General features: G+C 73.0%; 17 protein-coding genes. 4 read left to right on the top strand and 13 right to left on the bottom strand.

The features are described from left to right. The 6 genes from mtnB to ACZ7GX_RS24865 form a co-directional block, all read right to left on the bottom strand. The gene (gene mtnB / locus ACZ7GX_RS24890; RefSeq protein ID WP_498779947.1) at positions 1 to 585 is read right to left on the bottom strand and encodes a methylthioribulose 1-phosphate dehydratase; all 585 of its coding nucleotides are present in this window, start codon (positions 583 to 585) and stop codon (positions 1 to 3) included. An 11-nt stretch (positions 586 to 596) separates the two neighbouring features. Then, positions 597 to 1,262 (bottom strand): acireductone synthase, encoded by a 666-nt coding sequence (mtnC, locus tag ACZ7GX_RS24885; RefSeq protein ID WP_498779945.1) that lies wholly within the window; start codon positions 1,260 to 1,262, stop codon positions 597 to 599. Next, the gene (locus ACZ7GX_RS24880) at positions 1,255 to 2,262 is read right to left on the bottom strand and encodes a s-methyl-5-thioribose-1-phosphate isomerase (RefSeq protein WP_498779943.1); all 1,008 of its coding nucleotides are present in this window, start codon (positions 2,260 to 2,262) and stop codon (positions 1,255 to 1,257) included. The genes mtnC and ACZ7GX_RS24880 overlap by 8 nt, the downstream gene beginning before the upstream one ends. Beyond that, positions 2,262 to 3,401 carry an acyl-CoA dehydrogenase family protein gene (locus ACZ7GX_RS24875; RefSeq protein ID WP_498779942.1) on the bottom strand — a complete coding sequence of 380 codons (1,140 nt, stop codon included), beginning with the start codon at positions 3,399 to 3,401 and terminating at the stop codon, positions 2,262 to 2,264. Before ACZ7GX_RS24875 ends, ACZ7GX_RS24880 begins: the two co-directional genes overlap by 1 nt. Positions 3,402 to 3,489: 88 nt before the next feature. After that, positions 3,490 to 4,644 carry a hypothetical protein gene (locus tag ACZ7GX_RS24870; protein WP_498779940.1) on the bottom strand — a complete coding sequence of 385 codons (1,155 nt, stop codon included), beginning with the start codon at positions 4,642 to 4,644 and terminating at the stop codon, positions 3,490 to 3,492. Further along, complete coding sequence (locus tag ACZ7GX_RS24865; protein ID WP_498779939.1) at positions 4,623 to 5,717, bottom strand: XRE family transcriptional regulator; 1,095 nt, start codon at positions 5,715 to 5,717, stop codon at positions 4,623 to 4,625. Before ACZ7GX_RS24865 ends, ACZ7GX_RS24870 begins: the two co-directional genes overlap by 22 nt. Positions 5,718 to 5,915: 198 nt before the next feature. Here ACZ7GX_RS24865 and ACZ7GX_RS24860 point away from each other — a divergent pair, with 198 nt between their 5' ends. Together ACZ7GX_RS24860 and ACZ7GX_RS24855 are read left to right on the top strand one after the other, a co-directional pair. Further along, positions 5,916 to 6,152: a hypothetical protein gene (locus ACZ7GX_RS24860; RefSeq protein WP_498779938.1), complete on the top strand. Its 237-nt coding sequence runs from the start codon at positions 5,916 to 5,918 to the stop codon at positions 6,150 to 6,152. Positions 6,153 to 6,220: 68 nt separating this feature from the next. Beyond that, on the top strand, positions 6,221 to 7,045 hold the full coding sequence (locus tag ACZ7GX_RS24855) for a hypothetical protein (protein WP_498779937.1): 825 nt from the start codon (positions 6,221 to 6,223) through the stop codon (positions 7,043 to 7,045). A gap of 67 nt (positions 7,046 to 7,112) precedes the next feature. Here ACZ7GX_RS24855 and ACZ7GX_RS24850 read toward each other — a convergent pair whose 3' ends face one another. The 4 genes from ACZ7GX_RS24850 to ACZ7GX_RS24835 form a co-directional block, all read right to left on the bottom strand. Continuing rightward, positions 7,113 to 8,831, bottom strand: coding sequence for a family 20 glycosylhydrolase (locus tag ACZ7GX_RS24850; RefSeq protein WP_498780037.1), 1,719 nt, complete (start codon positions 8,829 to 8,831; stop codon positions 7,113 to 7,115). 147 nt (positions 8,832 to 8,978) lie between these two features. Next, positions 8,979 to 11,882, bottom strand: coding sequence for a LuxR C-terminal-related transcriptional regulator (locus ACZ7GX_RS24845; RefSeq protein WP_498779935.1), 2,904 nt, complete (start codon positions 11,880 to 11,882; stop codon positions 8,979 to 8,981). A 10-nt stretch (positions 11,883 to 11,892) separates the two neighbouring features. Further along, the gene (locus tag ACZ7GX_RS24840) at positions 11,893 to 12,873 is read right to left on the bottom strand and encodes a zinc-binding dehydrogenase (RefSeq protein ID WP_498779933.1); all 981 of its coding nucleotides are present in this window, start codon (positions 12,871 to 12,873) and stop codon (positions 11,893 to 11,895) included. Between the two features lies 1 nt (position 12,874). Next, complete coding sequence (locus ACZ7GX_RS24835) at positions 12,875 to 13,444, bottom strand: NADPH-dependent FMN reductase (RefSeq protein WP_498779931.1); 570 nt, start codon at positions 13,442 to 13,444, stop codon at positions 12,875 to 12,877. A gap of 160 nt (positions 13,445 to 13,604) precedes the next feature. Here ACZ7GX_RS24835 and ACZ7GX_RS24830 point away from each other — a divergent pair, with 160 nt between their 5' ends. Beyond that, positions 13,605 to 14,915 (top strand): MFS transporter, encoded by a 1,311-nt coding sequence (locus ACZ7GX_RS24830; protein ID WP_498779930.1) that lies wholly within the window; start codon positions 13,605 to 13,607, stop codon positions 14,913 to 14,915. A gap of 6 nt (positions 14,916 to 14,921) precedes the next feature. Here the strand turns inward: ACZ7GX_RS24830 and ACZ7GX_RS24825 are convergent, their stop codons facing one another. Next, positions 14,922 to 15,815 carry a lipase family protein gene (locus ACZ7GX_RS24825; RefSeq protein WP_498779928.1) on the bottom strand — a complete coding sequence of 298 codons (894 nt, stop codon included), beginning with the start codon at positions 15,813 to 15,815 and terminating at the stop codon, positions 14,922 to 14,924. A 77-nt stretch (positions 15,816 to 15,892) separates the two neighbouring features. Further along, a complete protein-coding gene (locus tag ACZ7GX_RS24820; protein WP_498779926.1) occupies positions 15,893 to 18,565 on the bottom strand; it encodes an AfsR/SARP family transcriptional regulator in 2,673 nt (890 codons plus the stop codon). 271 nt (positions 18,566 to 18,836) lie between these two features. On the opposite strand from ACZ7GX_RS24820, the gene ACZ7GX_RS24815 reads away from it, so the two are divergent. Continuing rightward, positions 18,837 to 21,806, top strand: coding sequence for a LamG-like jellyroll fold domain-containing protein (locus ACZ7GX_RS24815; RefSeq protein ID WP_498779924.1), 2,970 nt, complete (start codon positions 18,837 to 18,839; stop codon positions 21,804 to 21,806). A 136-nt stretch (positions 21,807 to 21,942) separates the two neighbouring features. Here ACZ7GX_RS24815 and ACZ7GX_RS24810 read toward each other — a convergent pair whose 3' ends face one another. Continuing rightward, entirely contained in the window at positions 21,943 to 24,186 is a 2,244-nt protein-coding gene (locus ACZ7GX_RS24810) for a DUF8189 domain-containing protein (protein ID WP_498779922.1), read from the bottom strand.

Here is a 24,186-nt window from a genome sequence, read left to right as displayed (position 1 = left end):
CTACCTCCTGTAGGTCTCGGCTTTGAAGCGCAACAGCCACTCCAAGCACTCCAGCCGGTGCCGCGCCTGGTAGAGGTCGTCACCCCAGACGTACACCCCGTGGCGGGCGACGAGCAAGGCGGGCACGTCCGCGCGGAAACCGGCCTCGAACGCGTCGCCGAGCACGGTCATGTCCTGGCTGTTCGGCACCACCGGGACGACGACGGTCTCGTGCGCCTGCCGCCCGAAGCCCTTGAGCATCTCCAGGTCGCGCAGCTCGACGCCGTCGGGCCAGTGCTCGGCCGCGACCACGGGCGCGAGGGCGTGCACGTGGACCACCGCGCCCGCGCCGGACACCGCCGCGATCCGCCCGTGCAGACCCGCTTCGGCCGACGGCACGCGCACCGGGTCGTCCGTGCGGCCCTCGGCGTCGACGATCACCACGTCGTCCGCGGTGAACTCGCCCTTGTCCTTACCGCTGACGGTCACCGCGAGCCGCAGGGGGTCGCGGTCCACGACCACGGAGAGGTTGCCCGAGGTGCCGCGCATCCAGCCCATCGCGGTGTACCGGGCGCACTCGGCGGCCAGCGCCGCACCGGGTGTCACCGAGCCGGTCCTCACAGGGCCCGCACCGTCCGGTGTGGACCGAAGTCCGCGTCGCCGTACGGCTCGCCGGGGCGTGCGACGCCGACCGTCGCCCAGCCCGCCTCGGCGGCGGCGTGCAGCTCGGCGGGGACGTCGGAGTAGAAGGTGATGTCGTCCGAGCCGAGCACGGACGCGATCTTGAGGTACGACGCGGCCTCGCGCTTCGGGCCCGCGTTCACGGTGTCGAAGTGGAACTCGAACAACGAGGTGAGGTCGCCGTCCGCGGTGTGCGCGAAGAACGCCACCTGACCGGCCACCGAGCCGGAGGAGAACACGGCCAGCTTCGTGCCCTCGGCGTGCCACTTGCGCAGCGCGGGCACGACGTCCGGGAAGAACTCGGCCACCAGGTCGCCCTCGGCGTACCCGCGCTGCCAGATCAGGCCCTGCAACGTCTTCAGCGGCGTGACCTTGCGGTCCTCGTCCATCCAGCCGTGCAGCACGCGCACCAGCTCGTCCGTGCCGCCGTCCACACCGGACAGCTCGCGGACCTGCGCCACGGCCTCGGCGACGGCCGGGTCGTCACCGTGCTCGTCGATCCACGGGCCCAGGCGCGGCCGGGCGTAGTCGTACAGCGTGACCAGGACCTGGTCGGTGGCGCTGAGCGTGCCCTCGATGTCCAGCACGACCCACTCACTCATGAACGTCCCCAACGTAGTAATCGGCCAAACCGTCCGGAGCGTACGCACCGCGGTCGGTCACCACCTTCGTGACGAACCGCGGCGGCGTGACGTCGAAGGCCGGGTACAGGCCCCGGGCCCGGTCGGTGGCCGTGCGGCGGCCGAGCGTGTGCAGCACGTCGTCACCCGGTCGGTGCTCGATCGGCACGTCGGCGGCGGTCGGCGCCAGGCGGTCCGGCGCCTGCACCATGGCCAGGAACGGCACGTCGAACGCGTGCGCCGCGATCGCGAGGCCGAGCGTGCCGACCTTGTTGACCACGTGCCCGTCCATGGTGACGCGGTCGGCGGCGGTCAGCAGCACGTCCACGTCGCCGGTCGACATGACGGCCGCGCCCATGCCGTCGGTGATCAGGGTCGTGTCGACGCCCATCTCCCCCAGCGTCTCGGCGGTCAGGCGGGCGCCCTGGAGGTACGGGCGGGTCTCGGTGCAGACGAACCGCAAACGTTTGCCCATCGCGTGGGCCGCGGTGACGGTCTCGGTCAGGTAGAGGTCGGCCCAGCAGTGCGTGAGCACCGCGCCCTCGTCCGGCAGCAGCGCGGCGGTGTGCGCGCCGAGGCTGCGGCTGCGGCTGCGGTAGCGCTCGTCCCCCGCCTTCGCGCCTTCCAGCGCACCGGCTTCGAGGTCGTCGTTCGCGTCGACGCCCGCCAGCACGGCGGCCACCGCCTTGCGCAGGTGGTTGTTCGTGCGGCGGGTGGCGATCAGGAGCTGCCCGGCCTGGTCGAGGTGGGCGCGGGCCTCGTCGCGCGGCAGGTCGCGGACCTCGCGGGCGGCCAGCACCATGCCCCAGAGCGCGGCGAAGTACGGGCCGGAGGACTGGGTGACCATGTCCTCGATGGCCTTCGCGACCTCGGCGACCGTGCCGCAGCGCACCCACGTCTTCTCGAACGGGAAGTTGCGCCGGTCCAGCACGTGCACGCCGTCGTCCTCGAGGCGCACGCTGCGCGCCAGCAACGGCTCCATCAGCTGTACCCGGTGAACGGCGCGTGCTCGCCGGTGAGGTAGTACGCGCCGACCTCGCGCGCCTTGTACGACACGGGGTCGTGCAGGGTGAGGGTGCGGGCGTTGCGCCAGAACCGGTCGAAGGCGTAGCCGGCCGCGGTGGCCCGCGCGCCGCACAGCTCGAACACCCGGCTGGTGGTCTGGTTGGCGACCTTGGTGGCGACGACCTTGGCCGAGGAGATGGCGGCGGCGGTCTCGGCGCGTTCGTTCCGGGTCAGGTCGGCGCCGCGCCGGGAGGCCTGGTCCAGCTTGTCCGAGGCGTGGTCGGTGAGGAGGCCGGCGGCCCGGGTGTCGGCGACCAGCTCGCCGTACGTGCCGAGGACGTACGGGTCGGCGGTGGCCTGGTCGACGCCGCTGAGGAACCACGGGCGGGTGGTCGTGCGGGTGTACTGGGCGGCTTCGGCCAGCGCGCCCTCGGCCATCGCCACGTACAGCTGGGCGAGCACGAGCTGGAAGCCGAGGGCGGCCAGCGACAGGCGCGGGCTGTTCTCGTCGTGCGGGCCCAGGACCTGGTCGGACGGCACGTGCACGTGGTCGAACACCACGCCGCCGCTGGCGGTGAGGCGTTGGCCGATGTTGTCCCAGTCACCGGCGTAGGTGATGCCGTCGGCCTTGGCGTCGAGGGTGAAGGTGATCTTGTCGCCGGTCTCGGTGTGGGTGGCGCTGACCACGAGCCGGTCGGCCACCGACGCGCCGGTGGCGAACGTCTTGCGGCCCGTGACCTCGAACCCGCCGTCGACGGGCCGCAGCTCCAGGGCGGCGTCGAGCGGGTTGCTGACCCCCGCCCAGAAGACATCGGCGCCGGGGACGTCGCCACCGGGTCGGTGGTCGGGGTTGTCGAACAGGCCGCTGCGCCAGACCTGCAGGTAGTGGTAGCCGAGGAGGTGGCCGACGTTGGCGTCCGCCGCGCCGACGACCCTGGTCACGGCCTGCTGCGTGGCCCAGTCGTCGACCTCGAGCAACCCGGACCGCCGCAACGCCGCGACCTCCGCCGAGGGCTCCGCACCGCGCCGGTCGCGCTCCGCCGCGTCGACCCGCAACGCCGCGGCCAGCTCCTCGGCGACGGTCAGCCACTTCTGCCGACCATCGGTGCTCGTCATGCGCCCTCCTACCGTGTGCGTCCCAGCAGGCGAGCCTAATCGCCGGCGCGCGCCGCAGGCTGAGCGTTCCGCCACATGGGAGGCGGCGTCAGCGGGCGACGTAGGTGGCGTGCCCGACCAGGCCCAGCTCCGTCACCGAGCCGCGCAGGCCGACCGTGCCGCGGGGGAAGGTCGCGACGTGCGCCGCCCACGTGCGCCGGTCCTGGGCGAGCGCCTTGAGGTACCGCACGCACAACGACGGCGGGATGGCGTCGCAGCGCTTGCGCGCGGCGCGCAGGGCGATCTCCATCCGCAACGCCTCGTCGTCACGCCGCCCCCGTGACCTGATGCGGTCGAGGATGCTGTCGATCAGGGCCATCCGGCCGAGCAGGAACTCGGTCCAGTAGCCCTCGTCCGCCGCCGCCTCGAAGCCGCCGTCGTCGTCCAGCAGCGCGAACACCCCTTCGGCGAGGCAGTCGCCGAACTCCTCCATCTGCGCCCGCGACTCGTTGGCGAACGGGTCGTACGGCTTCTGCCGCACCTTGCCGGTGATCGCCGACCGGCGCAGGCCCGCGTCGTCGAGCAGGAAGAACCAGTCCTCGTTGTAGATCGTCGGGAAGAACGAGGTCATCGACTCGCGGCCGATCACCAGCGCGCCGCCGCCGATGAACGTGCCCTGGTCGCCGCCGGTCTCGCGGTGCGCGTGGCAGACCACCGAGTTGTCCGGGAAGCCGCCGACCTCCAGCCCGACGGCCGCGTAGCCCTCGGAGACCAGGCCGGCGGCCGCGTCGAGGTCGGAGGGCGTCGGCACGGTGATGTCGTCGTCCAGGAACGCCACCCGCTCCCAGCCGACCACCCGGGACACGAGCAGGCCGAGGTTGCGCTTGAAGCTGGTGTCGGTGTGCCGCATGAACTCCGTGGGGCCCAGCACCTTCGTGGTGGCCGACAGGCGGGGCATGAGCGAAGGCGGCAGCGCGCGGACGTCGACCACCAGCATCTCGACGCCCCTGGTGCGGGCCAGTTTCGCGGCCCGGTCCGGTGCGGCGGCGCCGCTGGCGAGCACGACCAGCGGCCGGTCGAGCTGGGCGGCGACCTCGACCGCCGTGCCGAGGTAGCGCCACGGGCGGTTGGTCGGCACGATGATCGCGTCGACGGCGCCCGGCGGGCAGTCGCGGACGTCCACTGTGGTCAGCAGTTTGCCGTGCGACGCGTGGTGCTCCACGAGCGCAGGAGCGGTGGCGTTCAACCCGGGCCCTCCGGCCATTCGACGAGGCGGGATTGGGGCAGGTTCCAGTCCGGCGTCACGACCTGGCCGTTCACCACCTGCACCCGCGTGAGGATGCTGTAGGCGTCGGCGCCCGCGAAGCGGGTCTCCAGGTACGCGCCGTTGCGGTCGCGGAACCTGCTGTCCGTCAGGGCCCGCACGACACCGAGGGTGCCCCTGCCGTACTGGCCGTTGCAGATCGTCACCGTCCGCTTGTGGTTGAACGGGTTGGTGCCGCGGTAGAAGTGGCCGACGTCCTCCAGCAGGACCTCGTGGCCGCGGTGGTTGCCGAGTTTCGGCGCGAAGAGGCGTTCGCCCCCCTCGCGGTCGCGCACCACGAACCCGCCGGCTTCGGCCTCGTCGTGCCGCGCGACCTGCGTGATCGGCAGGTCGACGCGGTCGAGGAGCTCACGGGTGACGAGGTTCCAGTCGACGCCGCCGAGCAGCACGAGGTGCGTGGTGTAGTCGTCGGGCGCCAGGTCGGAGGCGATGCGGAAGTTGACCTGGCTGCGCGGGTTGAGCGCGCGGATGTGGCCGTGCAGCTCGATCAGGGCGTCGAGGTCGGCGTAGGTGTAGAGCTCGACGTAGTCCGGCTGCGTGGGGTCGGAGTAGGGCATCTTCGCCCGCATGTCGGCCGGGAGCTGGGCGACGACGATGGTGATGTCGTACCGGTCGTCGAAGTACCAGAAGCCCCGGTCGGCGCGGTCCTGGGCCGGGGTCGCGCCGTCCTCGCGCTCGACGGCGGCGCGCAGGTCGGCCAGCTCGCGCAGCAGCTCTTCCCGCCGGCGCAGCTCGTCGGGGGTCAGCTCCTCCACCGGGATCAGCCGGTAGGGGCGGGCGGCGACGGAGCGTTTGGTGGCGAAGAACGTGGCGTAGGCGGCGAGGCGGTTCAGGGGCGGCGTCTTGGGCTTGCTGCGGCTCTCCCACGACGACAGCAGGGGCACGCTCGCGGGCTTCTCGGCACTGAACGCGTGCGCAAGGTCACTCTGCGTGATCGTGATGTCGGGCCACCGCTCTTCGCGCAGCGCCCGAAGGCGGTGCGCCAGCAGGTGGGAGTCATCCGCAACGACCACGTCCGCGCGCCCTTCAGTGAACTTCAGCGTAACAGCTGAAGCGTGAAACATACACGATTGCGGAGAGAAGTCACGAGCCGATACGCCCATCAGGGGCTTGTCAGCCCGGTACACCGCACTTACGCTCAAGTTACTGAGGTTCAGTCAACTTCAGTGAGTAGAGGTGAAGTTCACCCAGGAAGCCATCCGGGGGTCATCATGAACATGCTCACCGCGTTAGCTCAATCTTCCGAGGCCACCGAGTGGACGCCGCTCGTGGTGGTGATCATGATCGGCGCGATGGCGCTGGTCATGGGACTGGCCAAGCTCCTGCGCCGGGTGCTCGGCATGCTCACCCGGGTCCTGCTGTCGGCCGGTGCGGCGATGACCGGGATCGCCGCGATGCTCGCCCTGTGCACCGTGCTGACCACCGTCCTGCTGGTCTACGCGCGCTGAAACCGCCACGTGCGGCCCACCCCCTTCGACTACGGTATGCGGGCCCGCATCGAAGGGGGAGTCGCACGATGGACCTGTCGCGCAGATCGTTCTCCGGGGGAACCGCCGTCGCCGCACCGGCGACCGCGACCCTCGGGACGACCGCCGCGTCGGCCCGGACGCCGCGTCCACACCGGCCGTCCACACCGCACCTGCTGGAAGCCGAGCAACTGGTCGGCTACCTGTCGTTGCCGACGTGCCCGTTGGCCAACAACACCTACAAGGAGCCGGACCAGCCGAACGTGGTCCGGTGGGGCTCGCCCGGCGACGCGTCCGGGTGGGTCAACCAGAGCCAGTGCGCGTCGTTCCTGACCGCCGTGCTGAAGCGCACGTACAAGTGGGCGACCCCGGGGTTCTTCAGCGCCCACTTCGGCGTGGCGAGCCCGTTCGCGCGCGACTACCGGGCGGCGTTCGCGGAGCGGGAGATCCCGCACTTCGAGCGCGTCACCAGGGTGGCGGACCTTCGTCCGGGTGACCTGATCGCCGTCGACTACCGCAACGACCAGGACACCAACACCGGGCACGTGGTGATGGTGCGCTCGGTGAAGGGCGTCTACACCGCGCCGACCCGCGGCCTGAACTTCCGCGGTGAGACGCAGTACGCGGTGGAGGTCGTGGACTGCACGTCCGAGCCGCACGGCGTGTACGGGGTGGGCAACTACTCCCGGTTCCCGGACAACCGGATCTTCAACGCCACCGCCTCGACGGACGGTGCGGGCTACGGGCACATGATGTTCTACGCGTCCGACGTGACCGGCGAGTTCAGCCGGTACCGGTGGAGCGTGAACACGTCGTCCGCGCGGACGTTCGCCGTGTCGGAACGCCCGGTCTCCGCCGCCCGCGTCGTGCCCTGAACGTTCAACTCGGGGTGCCCGGGTGTTCGACGCGCGGGACCGGTGAGTTGAACGTCCAGGGCAGGCGTCAGAGGCGTTGCCAGAGGGCGGGGACGTTCGGTGGTTCCCAGCCGGGTAGCGAGGTGTGCGACTGGCGGCACTGGTAGGCGACGCCGTTGTAGGTGACCTGGGCACCCACTGCGTACGCGCGGTTCGGGGCCCAGGTGCCGGACGGTTGGGTGGTGGTCGTGGTTGTCGTGGTGGTGGTGCCGTTGTCGGCCCACGGGACCTGGGGCGAGCGGTAGAAGTCGATGCCCATCGCGGCCCATCGCGGCGCCTGGGCGCCGAGGCGCCGGCGGAACGCGTCCCAGTTGTGGGTCGCCCACGGTGACCAGGCCAGTTCGGCGATCGCGGACAGGCGTGGGAACGCCATGAAGTGGACGTGGGCCGGTGTCACGACCGTCTCCGTCCACAGTGGAGCTTCCACGCCGCGGACGGCGGACTCCGGGACGCCGCTGACGTGCGTGCCGGGGTTCCAGTCGTAGGCGTCGCGGACTTCGACGTAACCGGCCCAGCTCAGGCCGAGGGGCGTGCCGGAGTGGTACTTCATGTCCAGGTACGCCTTGTTCGCGGGCGACATCACGATCTTCTGCCCACGCGCGGCGGCGTTCTGGACGACGGCGTTGGACGTCGTCGTGCCCCAGTACTGCGCGACCGCGCCGGTGTCCGCGGTCGTCTTGACGAACTCGTGCCAGCCCATGGCCTTCTTGCCGTACTTGCCGACCAGCGGCAGCACCCGGTTCATGAACGCCTGGTACTCCTGGTCGGTGGTCGCGTTCGCCTCGTCGCCGCCGATGTGGAAGTACGGGCCGGGCGTCAGCGCGGCGATCTCGCGGATCACGTCTTCCACGAACGTGTAGGTGATCTCCTTGGACACGCAGAGCGACGAGTAGCCGACCGCGATGTCCGTGCGCAACGCGGGCGCGACGCCGTTGCAGTTCAGCTCGGCGTAGGAGGCCAGCGCCGCGTTGGTGTGGCCGGGCAGGTCGACCTCGGGCACGACGGTGATGTGCCGGGCGGCGGCGTACGCGACGATCTCCTGGTACTGCGCCTTGGTGTAGTACCCGCCCGGTCCGCCGCCGACCTGCGTGCTGCCGCCGTGCGTGGCCAGCCGCGGCCAGCTGTCGACGACGATGCGCCAGCCCTGGTCGTCGGTGAGGTGCAGGTGGAAGTAGTTCACCTTGTAGAGGGCGAGCTGGTCGAGGTAGCGCTTGACCGTGGCGACGGGGTGGAAGTGCCGCGCCACGTCCAGCATCGCGCCCCGGTGGGCGAAGCGCGGGTAGTCGGTGATCGTCGCGCCCGGCACGGTCCACGGGCCCGCCTGCGCGGTCCGGCTCTCGACCTTGGCGGGCAGGAGTTGGCGCAACGTCTGCACGCCCGCGAACAGGCCCGCGGGCGTGTCGGCCCGCAGCTGCACGGACGCGGACGTCACGGTGAGCTGGTAGCCCTGGTCGCCGACGGACGCGGGCGCGCCGCCGATGAGCAGCGCGATGCCGTCGGCCGGGACGCCGGTGGTGTCCGTGACGGGCAGGGCGTAGCCGGTCGACGGGCGGAGCAGGGCGGCCAGGTGGTCGCCGACGCCGTGCACGGCGGCCGTGGTGTGGATGCGGGTGTCGGCCGTGATCGCGTGCGTGACGCCGGCGGCGGGCTGCACCGAGACGGGCGCGGGGACGAGGCCGTTGAGGGGTTCGGCGGCCGAGGCCGTGGTGGTGTCGGTGTTCCAGACGGCGATCGCGCCGAACACCATCACCAGGACGGCGAGCGCTCGTGCCGTCCTCGCTGGGAGTGTCACCGTGGGTCCTCCTAGGGCAAGGCGGCGGCCGGCTGCCGTCAAGCGTGCGTACGCCCGGGAGGAGATGTCAATGGGTCTAGACCAGTCGGCGACACCGGTCGGCTACGCGAGGGCGAGCCTGCCGAGCTCCACCCGCGACGCGACGCCGAGCTTCGGGTAGGCCTTGTAGAGGTGGTAGCCGACCGTGCGCGGGCTCAGGAACAGCTGCGCGCCGATGTCCCGGTTGCTCAGGCCCTCGGCGGCCAGCCGCACGACCTGCAGCTCCTGCGGGGTGAGGGCGCTGAGCGGGTCCGGCCCCGGCACGGCGCGGCTCTCGCCGGTGGCCCGCAGCTCGGTGCGGGCGCGGGCGGCCCACGGTGTCGCGCCGAGGCGTTCGAACACCTCCGACGCCGACCGCAGGTGCGTGCGGGCGTCGGCCTTGCGGCGGGCCCGGCGCAGCCACTCCCCGTACAGCAGCTCGGTGCGGGCGCGTTCGAACGGGCGGCTGTCGTCGACGCGGTGCAGGTCGACGGCCTTCGCGTACCACTGCTCGTCGTTGGTGAGCAGGGCGCGGCAGCGCGCGGAGACGGCGAGGGCCCACGGTCGGCCGGTGCTCGACGCCCACTCGTCGTACCAGCGGGCGGCGTCGGCGTGCGGCTTGCCCAGCCGGGCGGACGCTTCCACCAGGTCGGGCAGGCTGGTGACGGAGTAGAGCCGGTGCGCGCCCGCGGCGACGTCGGCCAACCGGTCCAGCACGGCCTCGTGCCGGCCCAGGCCCAGGTCCAGCAACGCCGACGCGCACGCCGCCCGCACGGACTGGGGCGCGCCGCCGACCAACGTCGCCACCAGCTCCTCGCACCTGGCCTCGTCACCCTCGATGGCGGCCAGCTCGGCGAGCACGGCGGCCAGGTAGCCGACGCTGAACTCCTGGCCGATGTCCGCGGCGATGCGCAGCCCTTCTTCGGCGGTGGCCCGCGCGTCGCGGTGCCGACCGAGGTGCAGGCGGCCGCGGGCCAGGTAGGCGAGGGCGCGGGGCAGCACGCCGAGGGCGCCTTGGGCGCGGGACTGGCGTTCCAGGTCGAACGCCCAGGCGTAGGCGGCTTGGTCGTCGCCGAGGACGAGGTTCCACCAGGCGGTGACCGCGTTGCCGGGGCCACCGACGTACCGGGAGCCGAGGAGCCCGCGCAGCGCGGCCATGCCGCCGGGGACGTCCTCGCCTTCCAGGCCGAAGGCGGCTTTGGCGACGCCGCGGGTGTCGTCGGCGCCGGGCAGGCCGTCGGCGCGCGCCACGATGTCCGCGAGGGCGTCGAAGTCGCGGCCGGCCCACGCGTTGTTGGCCGCGTGGAACAGCATCTCCCCCGCCAGCTCCGGATCGGAGTGCCGGGCGCACGTGACGGCGCGGGCGAGTTGCGCCGCGGCCTGCGCCGGACGTCCCTGCTCGGCGGCCAACCTCGCCTGGATGCGCGCCACGCGTGCGCCGTCCAGCGTGTCGGTGACGAGGTCCCACGCCTGGTCGGCGAGCGCGACCGCGCGGTCGAACTGGCCCGCCGCGCCGGCCGCGCCCGCTGCCGCCGCCAGCCGGTGGCCGCGTTCGGTGGGGTCCGGGGTGAGTTCGGCGGCGCGGTGGTAGGCGGCGGCGACGGCGACGTAACCGCCCCGGTTGCGGGCGTCCTCGGCGGTGCGGGCGAGGGCTTGGGCGACGTGCTCGTCGGGCGCGGTGGTGGCGGCGGCCAGGTGCCAGGCGCTGCGGTGGGCGTCGTCCAGCACGTCGGCGAGTGCTTTGTGGACGGTGAGGCGGTGCTTGAGCGGTGCGCTCTGGTAGGCGGCGGCGCGGATCAGGGGGTGGCGGAAGGTGAGCCGGCCGTCGTCGGAGCGCAGGAGTTGGCGTCGTTCGGCGGCTTCGAGGTCGTCGACGGACGCGCCGAGCAGGCCCGCGGCCTCGAACACCACGGCCGGGTCGCCGGTGTCGTCGGCGGCGGCGACCAGGAGGAGGGTGCGGGTGCGTTCGGGGAGGGTGCCGATGCGGTCGGCGAACGTCTGCTGGATGCGGCTGTGGGTCGGCAGGGCGGCGACGCGGTAGGCGTGGGCGGCGGGCAGGTGGCCCTCGCGCTGGGCGGCGGGGAGTTCCAGCAGCGCCAACGGGTTGCCGCGCGCTTCGTCGGCGATCTGGTCGCGGACGTAGCGGGGCAGGTCGGCGGCGTGTTCCTCGAGGAGGGCGGCGGAGTGCTCCGGGGTGAGGCCGGTGAGGCGCAGCTCGGGCAGGCCGGGTGCGGGGAACGGGGGTGCGTGCAGGTCGCGGGCGGCGAAGATCATCGCGATGCCCTCGGCCTGGAGGCGGCGCGCGGCGAAGACGAGCGCTTGGGCCGAGCCTTGGTCCAGCCAGTGCGCGTCGTCGACGAGGCAGAGGACGGGGCGCCGGTCGGCGAGGTCGGCGAGGAGGGTGAGGACGGCCAGGCCGACGAGGTGGTGGTCGCCGCCTTCGGGCGGGGCGAGGCCGAGGGCGGCGCGCAGGGCGGTGGCCTGGTTGGGCGGCAGGGTGTCGACCCGGTCCACGACGGTGCCGAGGAGGAGGTTGAGGCCGGCGAACGGCACCACGGACTCGGACTCCACCGCCGTGCCGCGCAGGACCAGGAACCCGGCACCGGCCGAGGCTCGGTCGGCACCGGCAGGAGCGTGGTTGCCGCCGGCCGGAGCGTGGTTGCCGGCAGTAGCGTGGTTGCCGGCAGGGCCGTGGTTGCCGCCGGCTGGGCCGGGCGATTGCTGCGCAGGGGTACCCGCCAGGGGGGCCCCTGCTTTCATTGTGCCAAAGGGGTACGACAATTCCGGGGCGGGCGAGCCCGGGGCAGGCGAGCCCGGTGCGGGCGAATCCGGGGCGGGCGAAGTTGCGCGGGTGGCGGCGTGCGACAGCAGGGCGGACTTGCCGATGCCCGCCTCGCCGCGCACCACGAGCACGCCGCTGCGCCCGGCGCGGGCGGCGGACAACAGGTCGTCCACCACGGCCAGTTCGGCGGACCTCCCGTGCAGCATGTCCCCGACCCTAGCCGGCGTCCGGGAGCAGCACGACCTTGCCCACTGTGCGCCTGCTCTCCATCGCCTCGTGCGCCCGCCCGGCCTCGGCCAGCGGGAACGGTTGGACGAACGGGGTCAGCCGGTGGGTCGCGGCGGCGGCCAGGGCACGTGCCTCCAGAGCGCGCAGCCCGCCCGACCGCTTCGCCACCTGCGGTCCGACGGCGACGGTCGCGGTCAGCGCGCGGGCGAACAGGTCCGCCGAGGTCAGGTGCACCAGCTCGCCGGACGACGACCCGAACATCACGACCCGCCCACCCGGCGCGAGCAGGTCGACCGCACCACGCCCCAGCGCACCCCCGACACCGTCCAGCACCGCCGTCACCTCCCGTCCACCGAGTCGAGCGCACACCTGCTCCCGCCACCCCTCCGCCAGGTAGTCGACGGACACCGCCGCACCCGCCCGCAACGCCGCCCGCCGCTTCTCCTCACCACCCGCCAGGCCCACCACCAGCGCACCGGCCCGGGTCGCGCCCTGCACCAGCACGGTCCCGATCCCCCCGGCGGCGGCCGTCACGACCACCACGTCGCCCGGGGCCGGGGCCGCCGCGTCCAGCACGCCCAGCGCCGTGCTCCCGGTGCAGATCATCGCCACGGCCGCCGGGAAGTCGAGCCCGTCGGGAACCACGTGCAGCGCGCCCACCTCCCGCACCACCAGCTCGGCGTACCCACCGCCGGCGAGGCCGAGCTGCGTCACCACCCGCTCCCCCAGCCACGCCTCGTCCACGTCGCGGCCGACCGCGTCCACCACGCCGGCCACCTCGGACCCCAGCACCGCGGGCAGCTCCGGCAGCGGCACGCAGTCCTCCCGGCCACGCCGGATCACCCCGTCCACCAGGTGCACGCCCGCCGCGCGCACCGCGATCCGCACCTGGCCCGGCCCCGGCACCGGGTCGCCGACCTCCTCGCACCGCAGGGCCGAGCCGAACGCGTGCAGCCGCACGGCCCGCACGTCAGGCCTCGTAAGGCCGCTTGGCGCGGGCCTCCTTGAGCGCCGTCCCCCACCAGACGACCTGGTCGAGCACGGCGGTGGCGGCCTTGTTCACCGCGTCGGCGTCGACCGGCGCGCCCGCGTCGTCGAACCGCGACCACGCGCCGTGGAAGCTGACGGTGTCCCGCACGGTGACCGCGTGCAGCTCGGCGAAGACCTGCCGCAACTGCTCGACCGCCCGCAACCCGCCGCCGACGCCGCCGTAGGAGACGAACCCGACCGGCTTGGCCTGCCACTCGGTGAAGTGCCAGTCGATGGCGCTCTTCAGCGGCGCGGGGAAGCTGTGGTTGTACTCGGGCGTGACGACGATGAACGCGTCCGCGTCGCGCAGGCGCGGCGAGACCAGCGCGACCTCCGGCGCCGGGTCCTCGCCGAAGCCGTGCAGCCGGTCCGGCAGGTCGAGGTCGTCGAGGTCGAGCACGTCCACGCTCAGGTCGTCGCGCTGCTTGGCCCGGTCGGCGAACCAGTTCGCCACCACCGGCGCGAACCTGCCGCGCCGGGTGCTGCCGACGATGATCGCTAGCTTGATCACGGGTGTTCCTTCCCTCGGTCGTGTCGGTGTCGACGCTAGGAGCGGGGGAAGGGCGCGGGCATCTGTCACCTGACTGGTCGTCCACCGGCGGGTCAGGTGACCGGTCGACCGGTCACCTGACTGATTCGGCGGGGCGGCACGCGGCCGTAGCTTCGGCGCCATGACACAGGACGTGCGGGTCGGGACGCGGTGGGCGCCGGTGGTGGCGTTGGCGATGGCGATGCTGGTGGTCACCACCGAGATGACGGTGGCGGCGGTGGTGCTGCCCAGCCTGGGCGGCGAGCTGGACATCGGACCGGCGGCCACGGCGTGGGTGCTGCTGGCCTACACGCTGCCGATGGCGGCGATCGCGATCCCGGCCGGGCGGTGGGTGGACCGGGCGGACGTGCGGTCGGCGTTCCTGCTGGCGCTGGCCGGTGTGGCGGTGGCGAGCGTGCTCACGGCGGTCGCGCCGTCGTTCTGGGTGTTGGTGGTGGGACGGGTGCTGCAGGGTGTGGCCGGGTCGCTGGTGCTGGCCGGGTACATGCCGATCGTGGTCGCGGCGGTGGCGCCGGAGCAGCGCGGGCGGGCGATCGGGTACGTGATCACGATCATGACGATCGGCGGGCTGGCCGGCGCGCCGCTGGGCGGGTTGGTGGCGGGCGCGTTCGGGTGGCGCTCGGTGTTCCTGATGAAGCTGCCGGTGTTGGTGGTCGCGTTGTGGCTGGGGTGGCGGTCGCTGCGGCCGGACGGGCGGGGGCTGCCCCGGCCGGACGGGCGGTTGGTGCTGGAAGCGGTGCTGCTGGGTGGCGCGATCACGTCGGTGCTGCTGGCGTTCGAGGACCTGGCGTGGCTGCTCGGGGTGGCCGTGGTGCTCGCGGTGTGGTGGGCGCGGCTGCCAGGCTCGCGCCCGGTGCTCACGTTGGTCCGGCGGAGGTTGTTCGGGCTGCCGCTGCTGACGTTGTCGCTGGTGTCGACGTTGGCCGGGGTGATGTTCTTCCTGGTGCCCTACCAGGTGACGGACGTGCTGGGCGGCTCGCCGGAGGACGTCGGGGTGGCGCTGCTGGTGTTCGTGGCGGGGGTGGCCGGGCTCGCGCTGGTGTCGGGTTCGCTGAGCGACCGGTACGGGCCGTGGCTGGTGGCGATGGGCGGGACGGTGCTGAGCGCGCTCGCGCTGGGGCTGCTCGTGCTGCCGGTGACGTCGTTGCCGGACCTGTGCTGGCGGCTGGCGCTGCTGGGTGTGGGGCAGGGCTTGTTCAACACGGCGATGAACACCCTGGTCATGTCCGGTGCGCCGGAGGGGATGGCCGGTGCTGCGGGCGGGCTGAGCGCCACCGCGCGGATGGTCGGCAGCACGGTGGGGCCCGCGGTGGCGGCGCTGGCGGCGGGACTGGCGGGCGGCGGTGACGCCGGGTTCCGCGCGGGTGTCGCGGTGTCGGCGGCGGTGGCCGTGGCGGGGGTCGTGGCGCTGGCGGCGGGCAGGCCGCGCTGAGCGGCATCAGGGGACGTGCAGCTCGGGTTTCGACGCGGCCATGCACGCGCCCATCCCCGGGTTGACCGGCGCGGTGGGGTTGAACAGGGCGTAGGAGTAGGAGCAGCACGGGTTGTGGCGTTCCGCCTCGGAGCCGTAGTCGGCGCCGAAGGGTGCCTCCACACCGACGGCCACGTAGGGCGGCGGCGGTGACTTCGGCACGACGTCGTAGGTGTTCACCAGCCGGAACGTCGTCACGTCCAGGCTGTCGTAGTAGCTCTGGAACCCCCGGTCACCGACCCGGGGGCCGGCCTGGTTGTAGTGGAGGGTGTTCGCGCCGGTGATCCCGTTGGCGCGGGCCAGCGGCACGGCCAGGGTGGCCAGGGCCGAACCGAGGCTGTGCCCGCTCACGATCAGGCGGGTGCCGGCGGCCGAAGCGGTCAGGAACAACCGGTCCAGGAATCCTCGGTCGATCCCGCTGAACACGCCGTAGAACCCGCGCTCCACCTTGACGCCGCCGGCGGTCGGCGTCGTGGGCGGCGGGTAGTCCACCAGCTCGACCTGGAGGTCCATCCGCGTGTCGGCGTCCGTCTGCGAGCCGCGGAAGGCGAGGTGGAGGGTCTGCGGATCGCTCGTGCTGCGGGCCAGGACGCCGAACGGCTCGCTGACCACCGCGGCGTCCAGGATGAAGTTGCTCCAGATCGGGCCGGAGAAGGTGAAGTCGCCGACGTCGAACACCGAGTTGGTGACGGGGCACGTGTCCGCGGGCTGCCACTGGAAGAAGCCGTTGGGCGGGCAGCCGGCCGCCTTCCACTGCTCGCACATGTCGCAGGCGACGTTGACGACGAACGAGCACGTCCGGGCGAGGCCGAGGTCGTACCCGGGAGGGATCTGCAGTGGCGCACCGCTCCCATTGGACATCGCAGAATCGTATGGTCGGCCTGCCGACGCCGCCGGCGATCGAACCAGGAGCACACGATCGGGTGGCGCGGTGGCGATCAGGTCAGCAACGCCCGGACTTCGTCGGCGTCCTCGACGCGGCCCTGGGCGCGGAAGAGGGTGAGGGCTCGTTGCCGTGCGTCGCGCGCTTCGCCGTGCCGGCCCACGGCGGCGAGCACGTCGCCGAAGTGCCGCAGGACGCTGGCCTCCTCGTAGGAGTTGTCCAGCTGCCGGTAGAGCTTCAGCGCGTGCCGGTAGTGCTCCACGGCGTCGGCGTCGCGCCCGTGGTGGTGGGCGATGTAGCCGAGGCTGTCCGAAGTGGCCGCTTCGCCTTCGACGTGACCGAGTTCCTCGTTGAGCGCCAGCGCTTCCCGGCAGTGCGCCTCGGCTCCGACGTGGTCGCCGAGCTTCGCCATCCGGTAGCCGACGTCGTTGAGCGCCTCGGCGACGCGGATCGGGAGGCCGAGCGCGCGGAACAGCGCCAACTGCGCCAGCGCGTGCTCCAACGCCCCGGCGACGTCGCCCCGCCGTTCCAACGCCCACGCCATGGCGCGGTGGGCGGCGGCCTTGCCGTAGTCGTCCTCCACCAGCTCCAACGCCTGCCGCAGGTGGTGGTCGCCCTCGTCGTAGCGGCCGACGTCGGTCAACGCCATGCCGAGGAACTTGTGCGCCGAGACCTGCTTGAACCGGTCCTGCAGGGCGTCGGCGGCGACCAGCGCGGCGCCCCACACCGCGATGTCCTCGGCCGCGTGGCCGCGGCGCAGGTGGTAGTTCGTGAGCGCCCACGCCAGGTGCCAGGCGAGGTCGTGCCAGCGGTGCCCGGCGGCCAGGCGCTGGGCGGCGAGCAGCGACTCGTACTCGGCGTCGAACCAGTCCAGCGCGGCCGTGACGTCGGCCGGCGGCACCGGGTCGCCCGGCGGGGCGGGGATCGGCGGGCGGTGCGGCTCGATGAGCCGGTCGCCGTCGTGCGCGGTCGCGGCGAAGTAGCCGATGAACGCCCGGAGGTTGGCGTCGGCGTGCGCGGGCGCGACCTCGGCGGCGTAGAGGCGCACGAGGTCGTGCATGCGGTAGCGGCCGACCCGGTGCTGCTGGACGAGGTGGGCCGTTTCGAGCTCCCTGAGCAGGCGGCGCGTGTCGGCGCGGCCGGTGAGGGCCGTGATCGCCTTGAGGCTCAGGTCCGGCGCGGAGGTCAGGCCGATCAGCCCGAACAGCTCCGTCGCCTCGGGGGTGAGGACCCTTAACGAGCAGGCGAACACCGTGCGCAGGTCGGCGCTCAGGTCGTCCAGCGCGTCGAGGCGCTGCTCCTTCAGCTCCTCGGTGAGCGCGGACAGCGGCAGGTCCGGCTGGGTCACCGCACGGGCCGCGATGATGCTCAGCGCCAACGGCAGGCCGCCGCACAGCTCCAGCAGCTCGCGGGTGACGTCCGGCTCGGCCTCGACCCGTTCCGCGCCGAGGCGGGAGACCAGGAACGCGCGGGACTCGTGCTCGTCCAGGACGTCCAGCGCGACCGAACGCGCGCCGTGCGCGGTGAGCAGGCCGAGCAGCTGCACGCGGCTGGTGATCAGGGCGGTGCAGCGCGCGCCGCCGGGCAGCAGGGGCGTGACCTGGGTGGTGTCGCGGGCGTTGTCCAGCACGACGAGCATCCGCTTGTCCGCGACCAGGCTGCGGTAGAGGGCGGCCTGCGCGTCGAGGTCGGCCGGCGGGTCGTCGACGCCGAGGGCTTCGAGGAAGCCGCGCAGCGCGTTCTGGGGCGTGACGGGGTCGCCGACCGGGTCGAAGCCGCGCAGGTTGACGTAGAGCTGGCCGTCCGGGAAGTCGTCCACGTGCTGGTGCGCCCAGTGCAGCGCGAGGGCGGTCTTGCCGATGCCGCCCGCGCCGCCGATCGCGGTGATGACGACGGTGGACGACGGTTCGGTGAGGTCGGCGATCTCCTTCTCGCGGCCGGTGAACCAGCGTTGCGGCGCGGGGAGCTGCCGCGGCACGGCCTTGGTGGTCGCCGGCGGTGCCTGCTGACCTAGGAGTCGCAGGTAGAGGTCTTGCAGCGGCGTTCCGGGGTCGGTGCCCAGCTCGTCGGCGAGCGTGCGGCGCAACGCGTCGTAGTGCTGCAACGCCTCCGACGACCGGCCACTGCGGTGCAGGGCGAGCATCAACTGGCCGGCGAGGCGTTCGTCCAGCGGGTGCGCCTGCGTGGCGTCACGCAGGGCGGGCAGCAGGGCGGCGTGGTCGCCGAGCCGGATCGCCACGTCGTTGCGGTCGAGCTCGACGGCTGCCCGTTCGGCCTGCAACGACTCCCTGACCTGGGCGAACCACGGCGAGTCCAGCCCTTCCAACGCCTCGCCGCGCCACAGCCGCAACGCCTGGTCGTACAGCTCGGCGGCCTGGTGGTCCGGCGCGGTGCGCGCGCGCTTGGCCAGGGCGCGGAACTCGACCAGGTCGATCCGGTCGGTCTCCAGCAGGTAGCCGCCCGGCCCGCGCTGGATGTCGATCCCGGCCGACCGCAGCTTGGACACGTACCCGTACAGGGTTTCCTTCGCCCGCAACGGCGGCTGACCACCCCAGACGCGGTCGACGAGCCGTTCGGCGGGCACCGGCCGACCGGCTTCCAGCAGCAATGCCGCCAGCACGCCGCGCCGACGGGTGTGGCCGATGTCGAGGTCGGCGCCGCCGACGCGGGCCCGGACACCGCCGAGCACCCCGAAGTCCACGCCAACCCCCTCGAACAGCCGGTTCAAGGTTCATCCTAGGTTCGCTCACGTTCGGCCCAGCAGGGTGTACCCATGACCGCGGACAGGTGAAGTAACCCGGCGGAGTGCCCCACACCCCCCGCCGGTTTCGAGGGGTCGACGTCCCGACCGGTGCTCCCCCTGCCGGTTGGGACGCCGCGGCGTGTCCGCACCGCTCTCACGGGGACGGCCGGCCTGGGGGCGGCCGCCCCCGTGCCCACCGCCCGTCCTCGAAGTGGTGTGGAAGTCCGCTGGTAGTGCGGCTGCCTAGCCTGCGCCAATGAGCAGACTTCTGGGGTTTGTGCTGGTCCTGGGGTTGGTGGTGGCACCGGCACCGGCCTGGGGCAGCGGCGTCGCGGCGTCGCCGTCGTCCATCGGCGTCGAGCACGTGCTGTTCAAAGGCGGCACCGGCGGGTACGGGTGTTATCGGATCCCGGCGCTGGTGAGGACGGCGGCGGACACGTTGCTGGCGTTCGCCGAGGCCCGTGAGTCGCCCTCGTGCGGCGATCGCGGCGACATCGACCTCGTCGTGCGGCGGTCCACCAACGACGGGCGGACGTGGGGGCCGGTCCGGGTGGTGTTGAGCGGGGTTCCCGGGGACGCGGAGAGGCCGTTCACCAGGGGGAACCCCGCGCCGGTGGTGGACAGGGAGACCGGGCGCGTGTTCCTGCTGTCCACGTCGAACGAGGCCACGCCGGGTGGGGTGCGGCTGCCGTGGGTCCAGCACAGCGACGACGACGGGCTGACCTGGTCGGGCGCGCGGCAGCTCCCGGTGTCGTTCGACGGGACCACCCGGGGGTGGTTCGCCACCGGGCCGTCGCACGGCGTCCAGCTCCGGGACGGCCGGCTGGTGGTGGGCGCGCACCAGTTCGTGAACAACGCCGACTACGCCGGTGTGCTCTACAGCACCGACCACGGTGAGACGTGGCAGGCGAGCACCACGCCCGACTCGTTCGTCGAGGGGCAGGTCGTGCCCGGCGAGATGTCCGTCGCCGAACTCGCCAACGGCGACCTGTACGTGGCCGGGCGCAACGACATCGCCACCGGCCACCACCGCACCCGCGCGATCAGCACGGACGGCGGCACGACGGTGTCCCGGTCGACCCCGGTGCCCAGCCTCACCACGCCGAACGTGCAGGGCGCGGTGTTGGCGCTGCGCAACGGCACGTTGCTGTTCTCCGGCCCGTCCGACCCGGTGGACCGCGAGCTGATGCGCATCCGCTACTCGGTGGACGACGGCGCCACGTGGGGCGTGGGCGGTCTGGTCAACACCGGCCGGGCCGGGTACTCGGACCTCGCCGAGCTCGCCACGGGTGAGATCGGCCTGCTGTACGAAGGCGGCACGAACTTCTCGGCCGACGAGATCCGGTTCAACCGGTTCACCACGTACCAGGCGCACATCCCCGGCGGCACGAACCCGTCCGCGGAGGCGACGCCGACCGCCGGGCCCACGTCACCGGACACCACGCTCCAGGCCAACGACGCCTACGTGCGCGGATCGGTGAACGCCGGGCTCACCGGGCAGGCCGACGTGCCGTACTCGCGGTCGCTGGACGTCGGCGCGCAGGACTTCGCCGTCGAGACGTCGTTCCGGCACGGCGGGTCGACCGGCAACCAGGCCTTGTTCTGGGCGTTCGGTCAAGGGGCGGACACACCCCAGGTGTGGGTGCGGATCCAGTCCGGCCGCGTGCACGCCCGGGTCGAGGGGACCACCGGGACGGCCGGGGTCTCGTTGCCGGGCACCTACGCCGACAACGCCTGGCACCGGCTCTCCCTGGCCCGCGCCGGCAACCGGGTCACGCTCACCGTGGACGGCGCGTCGGCCACCGCGACGGGTGTCGGTGGAGCGGTCGCGAAGGCGCGCACCGGGTGGCGGCTCGGGTCGCGGCTGGACGGCGCGGACCCGTTCTCGGGCGTGCTCAAGGACTTCACCGTCCGCAAGGCGGGCGTCGAAGTGCTGAACCTGCCCTTCGAGGTCGTGGACGGCGCGGTCGCGCCGACCAGGGTCACGGCGCCCATCACCGACGACCTGTCCGGGCACTGCGCGGACGGCAACCTGCTCGGCGGCTACCGGGGCACGGTCGCGGGCCGGATCGGCCGCACGGCGTTGGCGGTCGACGCCACGCACCCCGGTGTGGAGACGCCGTACACGCCCGCGTTGGACGCCGGGGCGCAGGACTTCACCTTCTCGCTGTGGTTCCAGCACCAAGGCGCGGCGAACCAGGCGCTGCTGTGGGCGTACGGGGCGACGAGCGGCGCGCCGTCGGTGTGGGTGCGGGCCCAGCCCGGTCAGGACCGGCTCCTGGGGTGGGTGGAGACCGACGCGGGACACGTCGAGGTGGCGCTCGGCGACCCGTCGTCGGCGGACGCGTTCGGTGACGGCGCCTGGCACCAGTTGGTGCTGCGGCGGGTCGGCGACCGGGTCGAGCTGGGCGTCGACGGGGGTGTCCCGGCGGTGGCGACCGGGTTGACCGGGTCGGTGTCGAACACCCTCGGGGTCCGGGTCGGGTCGAAGCCGGGTGGCTCCGACGTCCTCGACGGCAAGGTGGACGACGTCCAGCTGACCGTGGCCGGGAAGCGGGTCCTGTGGTGGGGGTTCGAGCACCAGAACACGCAGGCGCACGACGTGGTCCGCACGCCGCTCGGCCCGGCCACCGCCGACACCTCCGCCCTGTGCCACCACTCCGCGGTGCGGGGCGGTGCGGGGACGACGGCCGGGGTGAACGGCCGGGCGCTGGCGTTCGACGGGGTGGACGACGCGGTGATGGTGCCGTACCAGGCGTTGGACGGTGACTTCGCCATCGACTTCCGGATGCGGTACACCGCGGGCACGGCCGACCAGGTGTTGGTGTGGGCCTACGGCGTGGGGGCGACAGAGCGCGGGCTGTGGTTGCGCGCGCAGCCCAGCCAGGGCCGGTTGCTGGCCAGGGTGCAGACCGACGCGGGGCCGACGTCGGTCGCGTCGGCGGGTGCGTTCGGGGACGGCCAGTGGCATCACGTCGTACTGCGCCGGGTCGGCGGGACGTTGGAGCTGCTGGTCGACGGCGCGGTTCGCGGCAGTGCGGCGATCAAGGGCTCGCTGACGTACGGCGACGCGTTCGCGGTGGACGGCCTGCACTTGGGCGCCAGGCCGGACGGCGCCGACCGGTTCAAGGGCGCGTTGGACGAGTTCCGGGTCCAGCGCGGTGGCACGACGATCACGCACCTGCCGTTCGAGGTGGTGACGCCGGGCCCGTTCGCCCGGGGTTGATCACGCGGTCCGTGCTTTGAGGGCGGCGACGCCCTCTCGTGGACCAGTTGATCGAGGGCGTTCTCGCCGAGCACAGTGGCAGAACGGGCCGGGGCTTGAGTGCCCCGGCCCGTTCTGCGGTGATCAGGATCGGCGGTCAGATCCGGCGGTCGACGAACCGCGGGGTGCCGTTCGGGCTGCGGAAGGTCACCAGCCAGGATTCGCCGTTGGCGCCTGCGAAGGGGACGGCGGTCGGGTCGGTGGCCGAGGGGTCCGAGACGCCGTCGATCAGCCAGGACCACTCGCCCCACGTGTTGGAGCCCGTGGCGGTTTCCCAGACCCGGTGGATCTCGTTGTCCGACCCTCGGACCACGACGGCGACCCGGCCCAGGGCGGGGTCGAGCACGGCGGCCGGGGCGCCGGCCGGGGTCACCGCGCCGGTGCCGATCCCGGTCCAGTCGCCCGGCCACGTGCCGGCCGCGTCCTGGAGCTTGGTGACGATCGTGCCCGCCGCGCCGCGCACGAAGACCTGCAGCTGGTAGCCCGGCCGGACGACCACGGCGGGCGCGCCGGACGAGCCGGAGCCGCCCAGGTCGGTCCACGGGGACAGCGAACCGTCGTGGTAGAACTGGACGGTCTTCACGACACCGGCGCCGTCGAGGCCGAACACGCGCACGCCGTCGCGCACGGTCACGACCGTGAGACCGCCGACCAGGTTCTGGTCGCCCAGGTTCCGCCAGAACGGCACGGAGCCCTTCTGCTGGTACACCCACAGCTTGCCGTCGGCGTCGACCGCGAACTGGGCCAACGAGCCGTCGGCCAGCTTCGCCACGGTCGGCGCGGCGGCCATCGAGCCGCCGAAGTCCTTCCAGGCGCCCCACGTCACGGCGCCGGCGGCCGTCTGGGTCACCGACCAGATGTCGCCGTCACGGCGCTGCGCCGTCACCTGGATGCGCCCGTCGGACAGCTGCGCGATCGCGGGCTGCCCGCTGAACGCCTCGTTGCCCGAGATCACGGTCCACTGGATCGAGCCGAAGTTGTCCACATCGGACTGGTGGCCGTGGACGACCCGGCCCGCGTTGTCGGTGTAGGCGTACTCCAGCGTGCCGACGCGCGCGCCGGCGACCGGGGCGGCCTGGAACACCGTCGTGCGGCTGTCGGGCACCACCGGCACGGTCGGCAGCGGCTCGGCGAACCAGCCCTGGAGGTCCACGATCACGTGCATGGTGTCGGAGCTGCCGTTGCGGATGCGGATCTTGCCGTCCGTGCCGGGCTTGAGCACGATCGAGTTGGTCCGGCGGCTGATGCCGTGGTCCATCATCGTCAGCCCCGGCTCGGCCTGGCCCAGCGGCCACGCCTTGACGTAACCGGCGGCCTCCGAGGTGGTGGTGATCGACAGCAACGCGCCCGCGATGCCCCGGGTCGGCAGCCCGAACGTCCCGCCGACCTGCACGTCGAGGACGCCGTTCGCGGCCACCGGCAGGCCCGCGCCGACCGACCGCGTGTTGACCAAACGGCCGTCGTCGCCCCGGAAGCCGCTGCCCGTGGTGGCCGAGCCGGTGAAGTAGCCCTCGACGTTCAGCATGAAGTGCGCGGCGGCGGTGCCCTTGTTGGTGAAGGTCACCTTGCCGTCGGCGCTCAGCTGCACGACCGCGGCCTGCTGCGTGGTGCCGGCCACGTAGTTCAGCACGGGCCGGGTGGCCAGGCCCGACGGCGCGTAGGCCATCCAGCCCTTCGCCGACGCGCCCGGCACGGCCAGGTTCACGTACGCGGCGGACGCGCCGGCCGGGATGAGCCCGCCGGTCAGCGTCACGGTCCGGGTGCCGCCCGCCGGGATCATCCCGGTGGACACGCCGAGACCGCTGCGCGTGTCGATCGTGCGGGTGTGCGCCACCGGCACGAACCCGCCGCCGTTGGCGCCTTGCGCGGACTTGAAGTAGCCGTGCACCTCGACCACGACGTGGGCCTTGCCCGCGGCCTGGTACACCGCGACCTTGCCGTTCGCGCCGACCTTCACCGCGAAGAACGCCGACAGGTCCTCGCCCGGCCGGGCGGTGACGGCGGTCGCGTCCCCGGACCGGGCCGTGCCGTCGGGCCACAGCTCCAGCCACGTCTCGGCGGTCGGGGCGAGGATCGCCACGCGCACCATGACGGTGCCGACACCGCTGGTCGGCACGCCGCCGACGCCGAGCACCGGGAAGGTCGTCGTGGTCTGCGCACCGCGCTCGCCGGTCACACCGCCCGTGCCGTCACGGGTGTCCAGCACGTGCGCGTGACCGTTCAGCGAGACGTAGTCCCCGCCCCCGCCGGACGAGTCCGCCTGGGCCGGTGGCGCCGCCACCATCGCGAGCACTGCGGCGGCGACCGCCAGCAAGCCCACGCCGGATCTCTTGGACAACAT

The sequence above is a fragment of the Actinosynnema sp. NPDC037264 genome (assembly GCF_055603705.1).
This window is presented reverse-complemented; position numbering and strand designations above follow the sequence as displayed.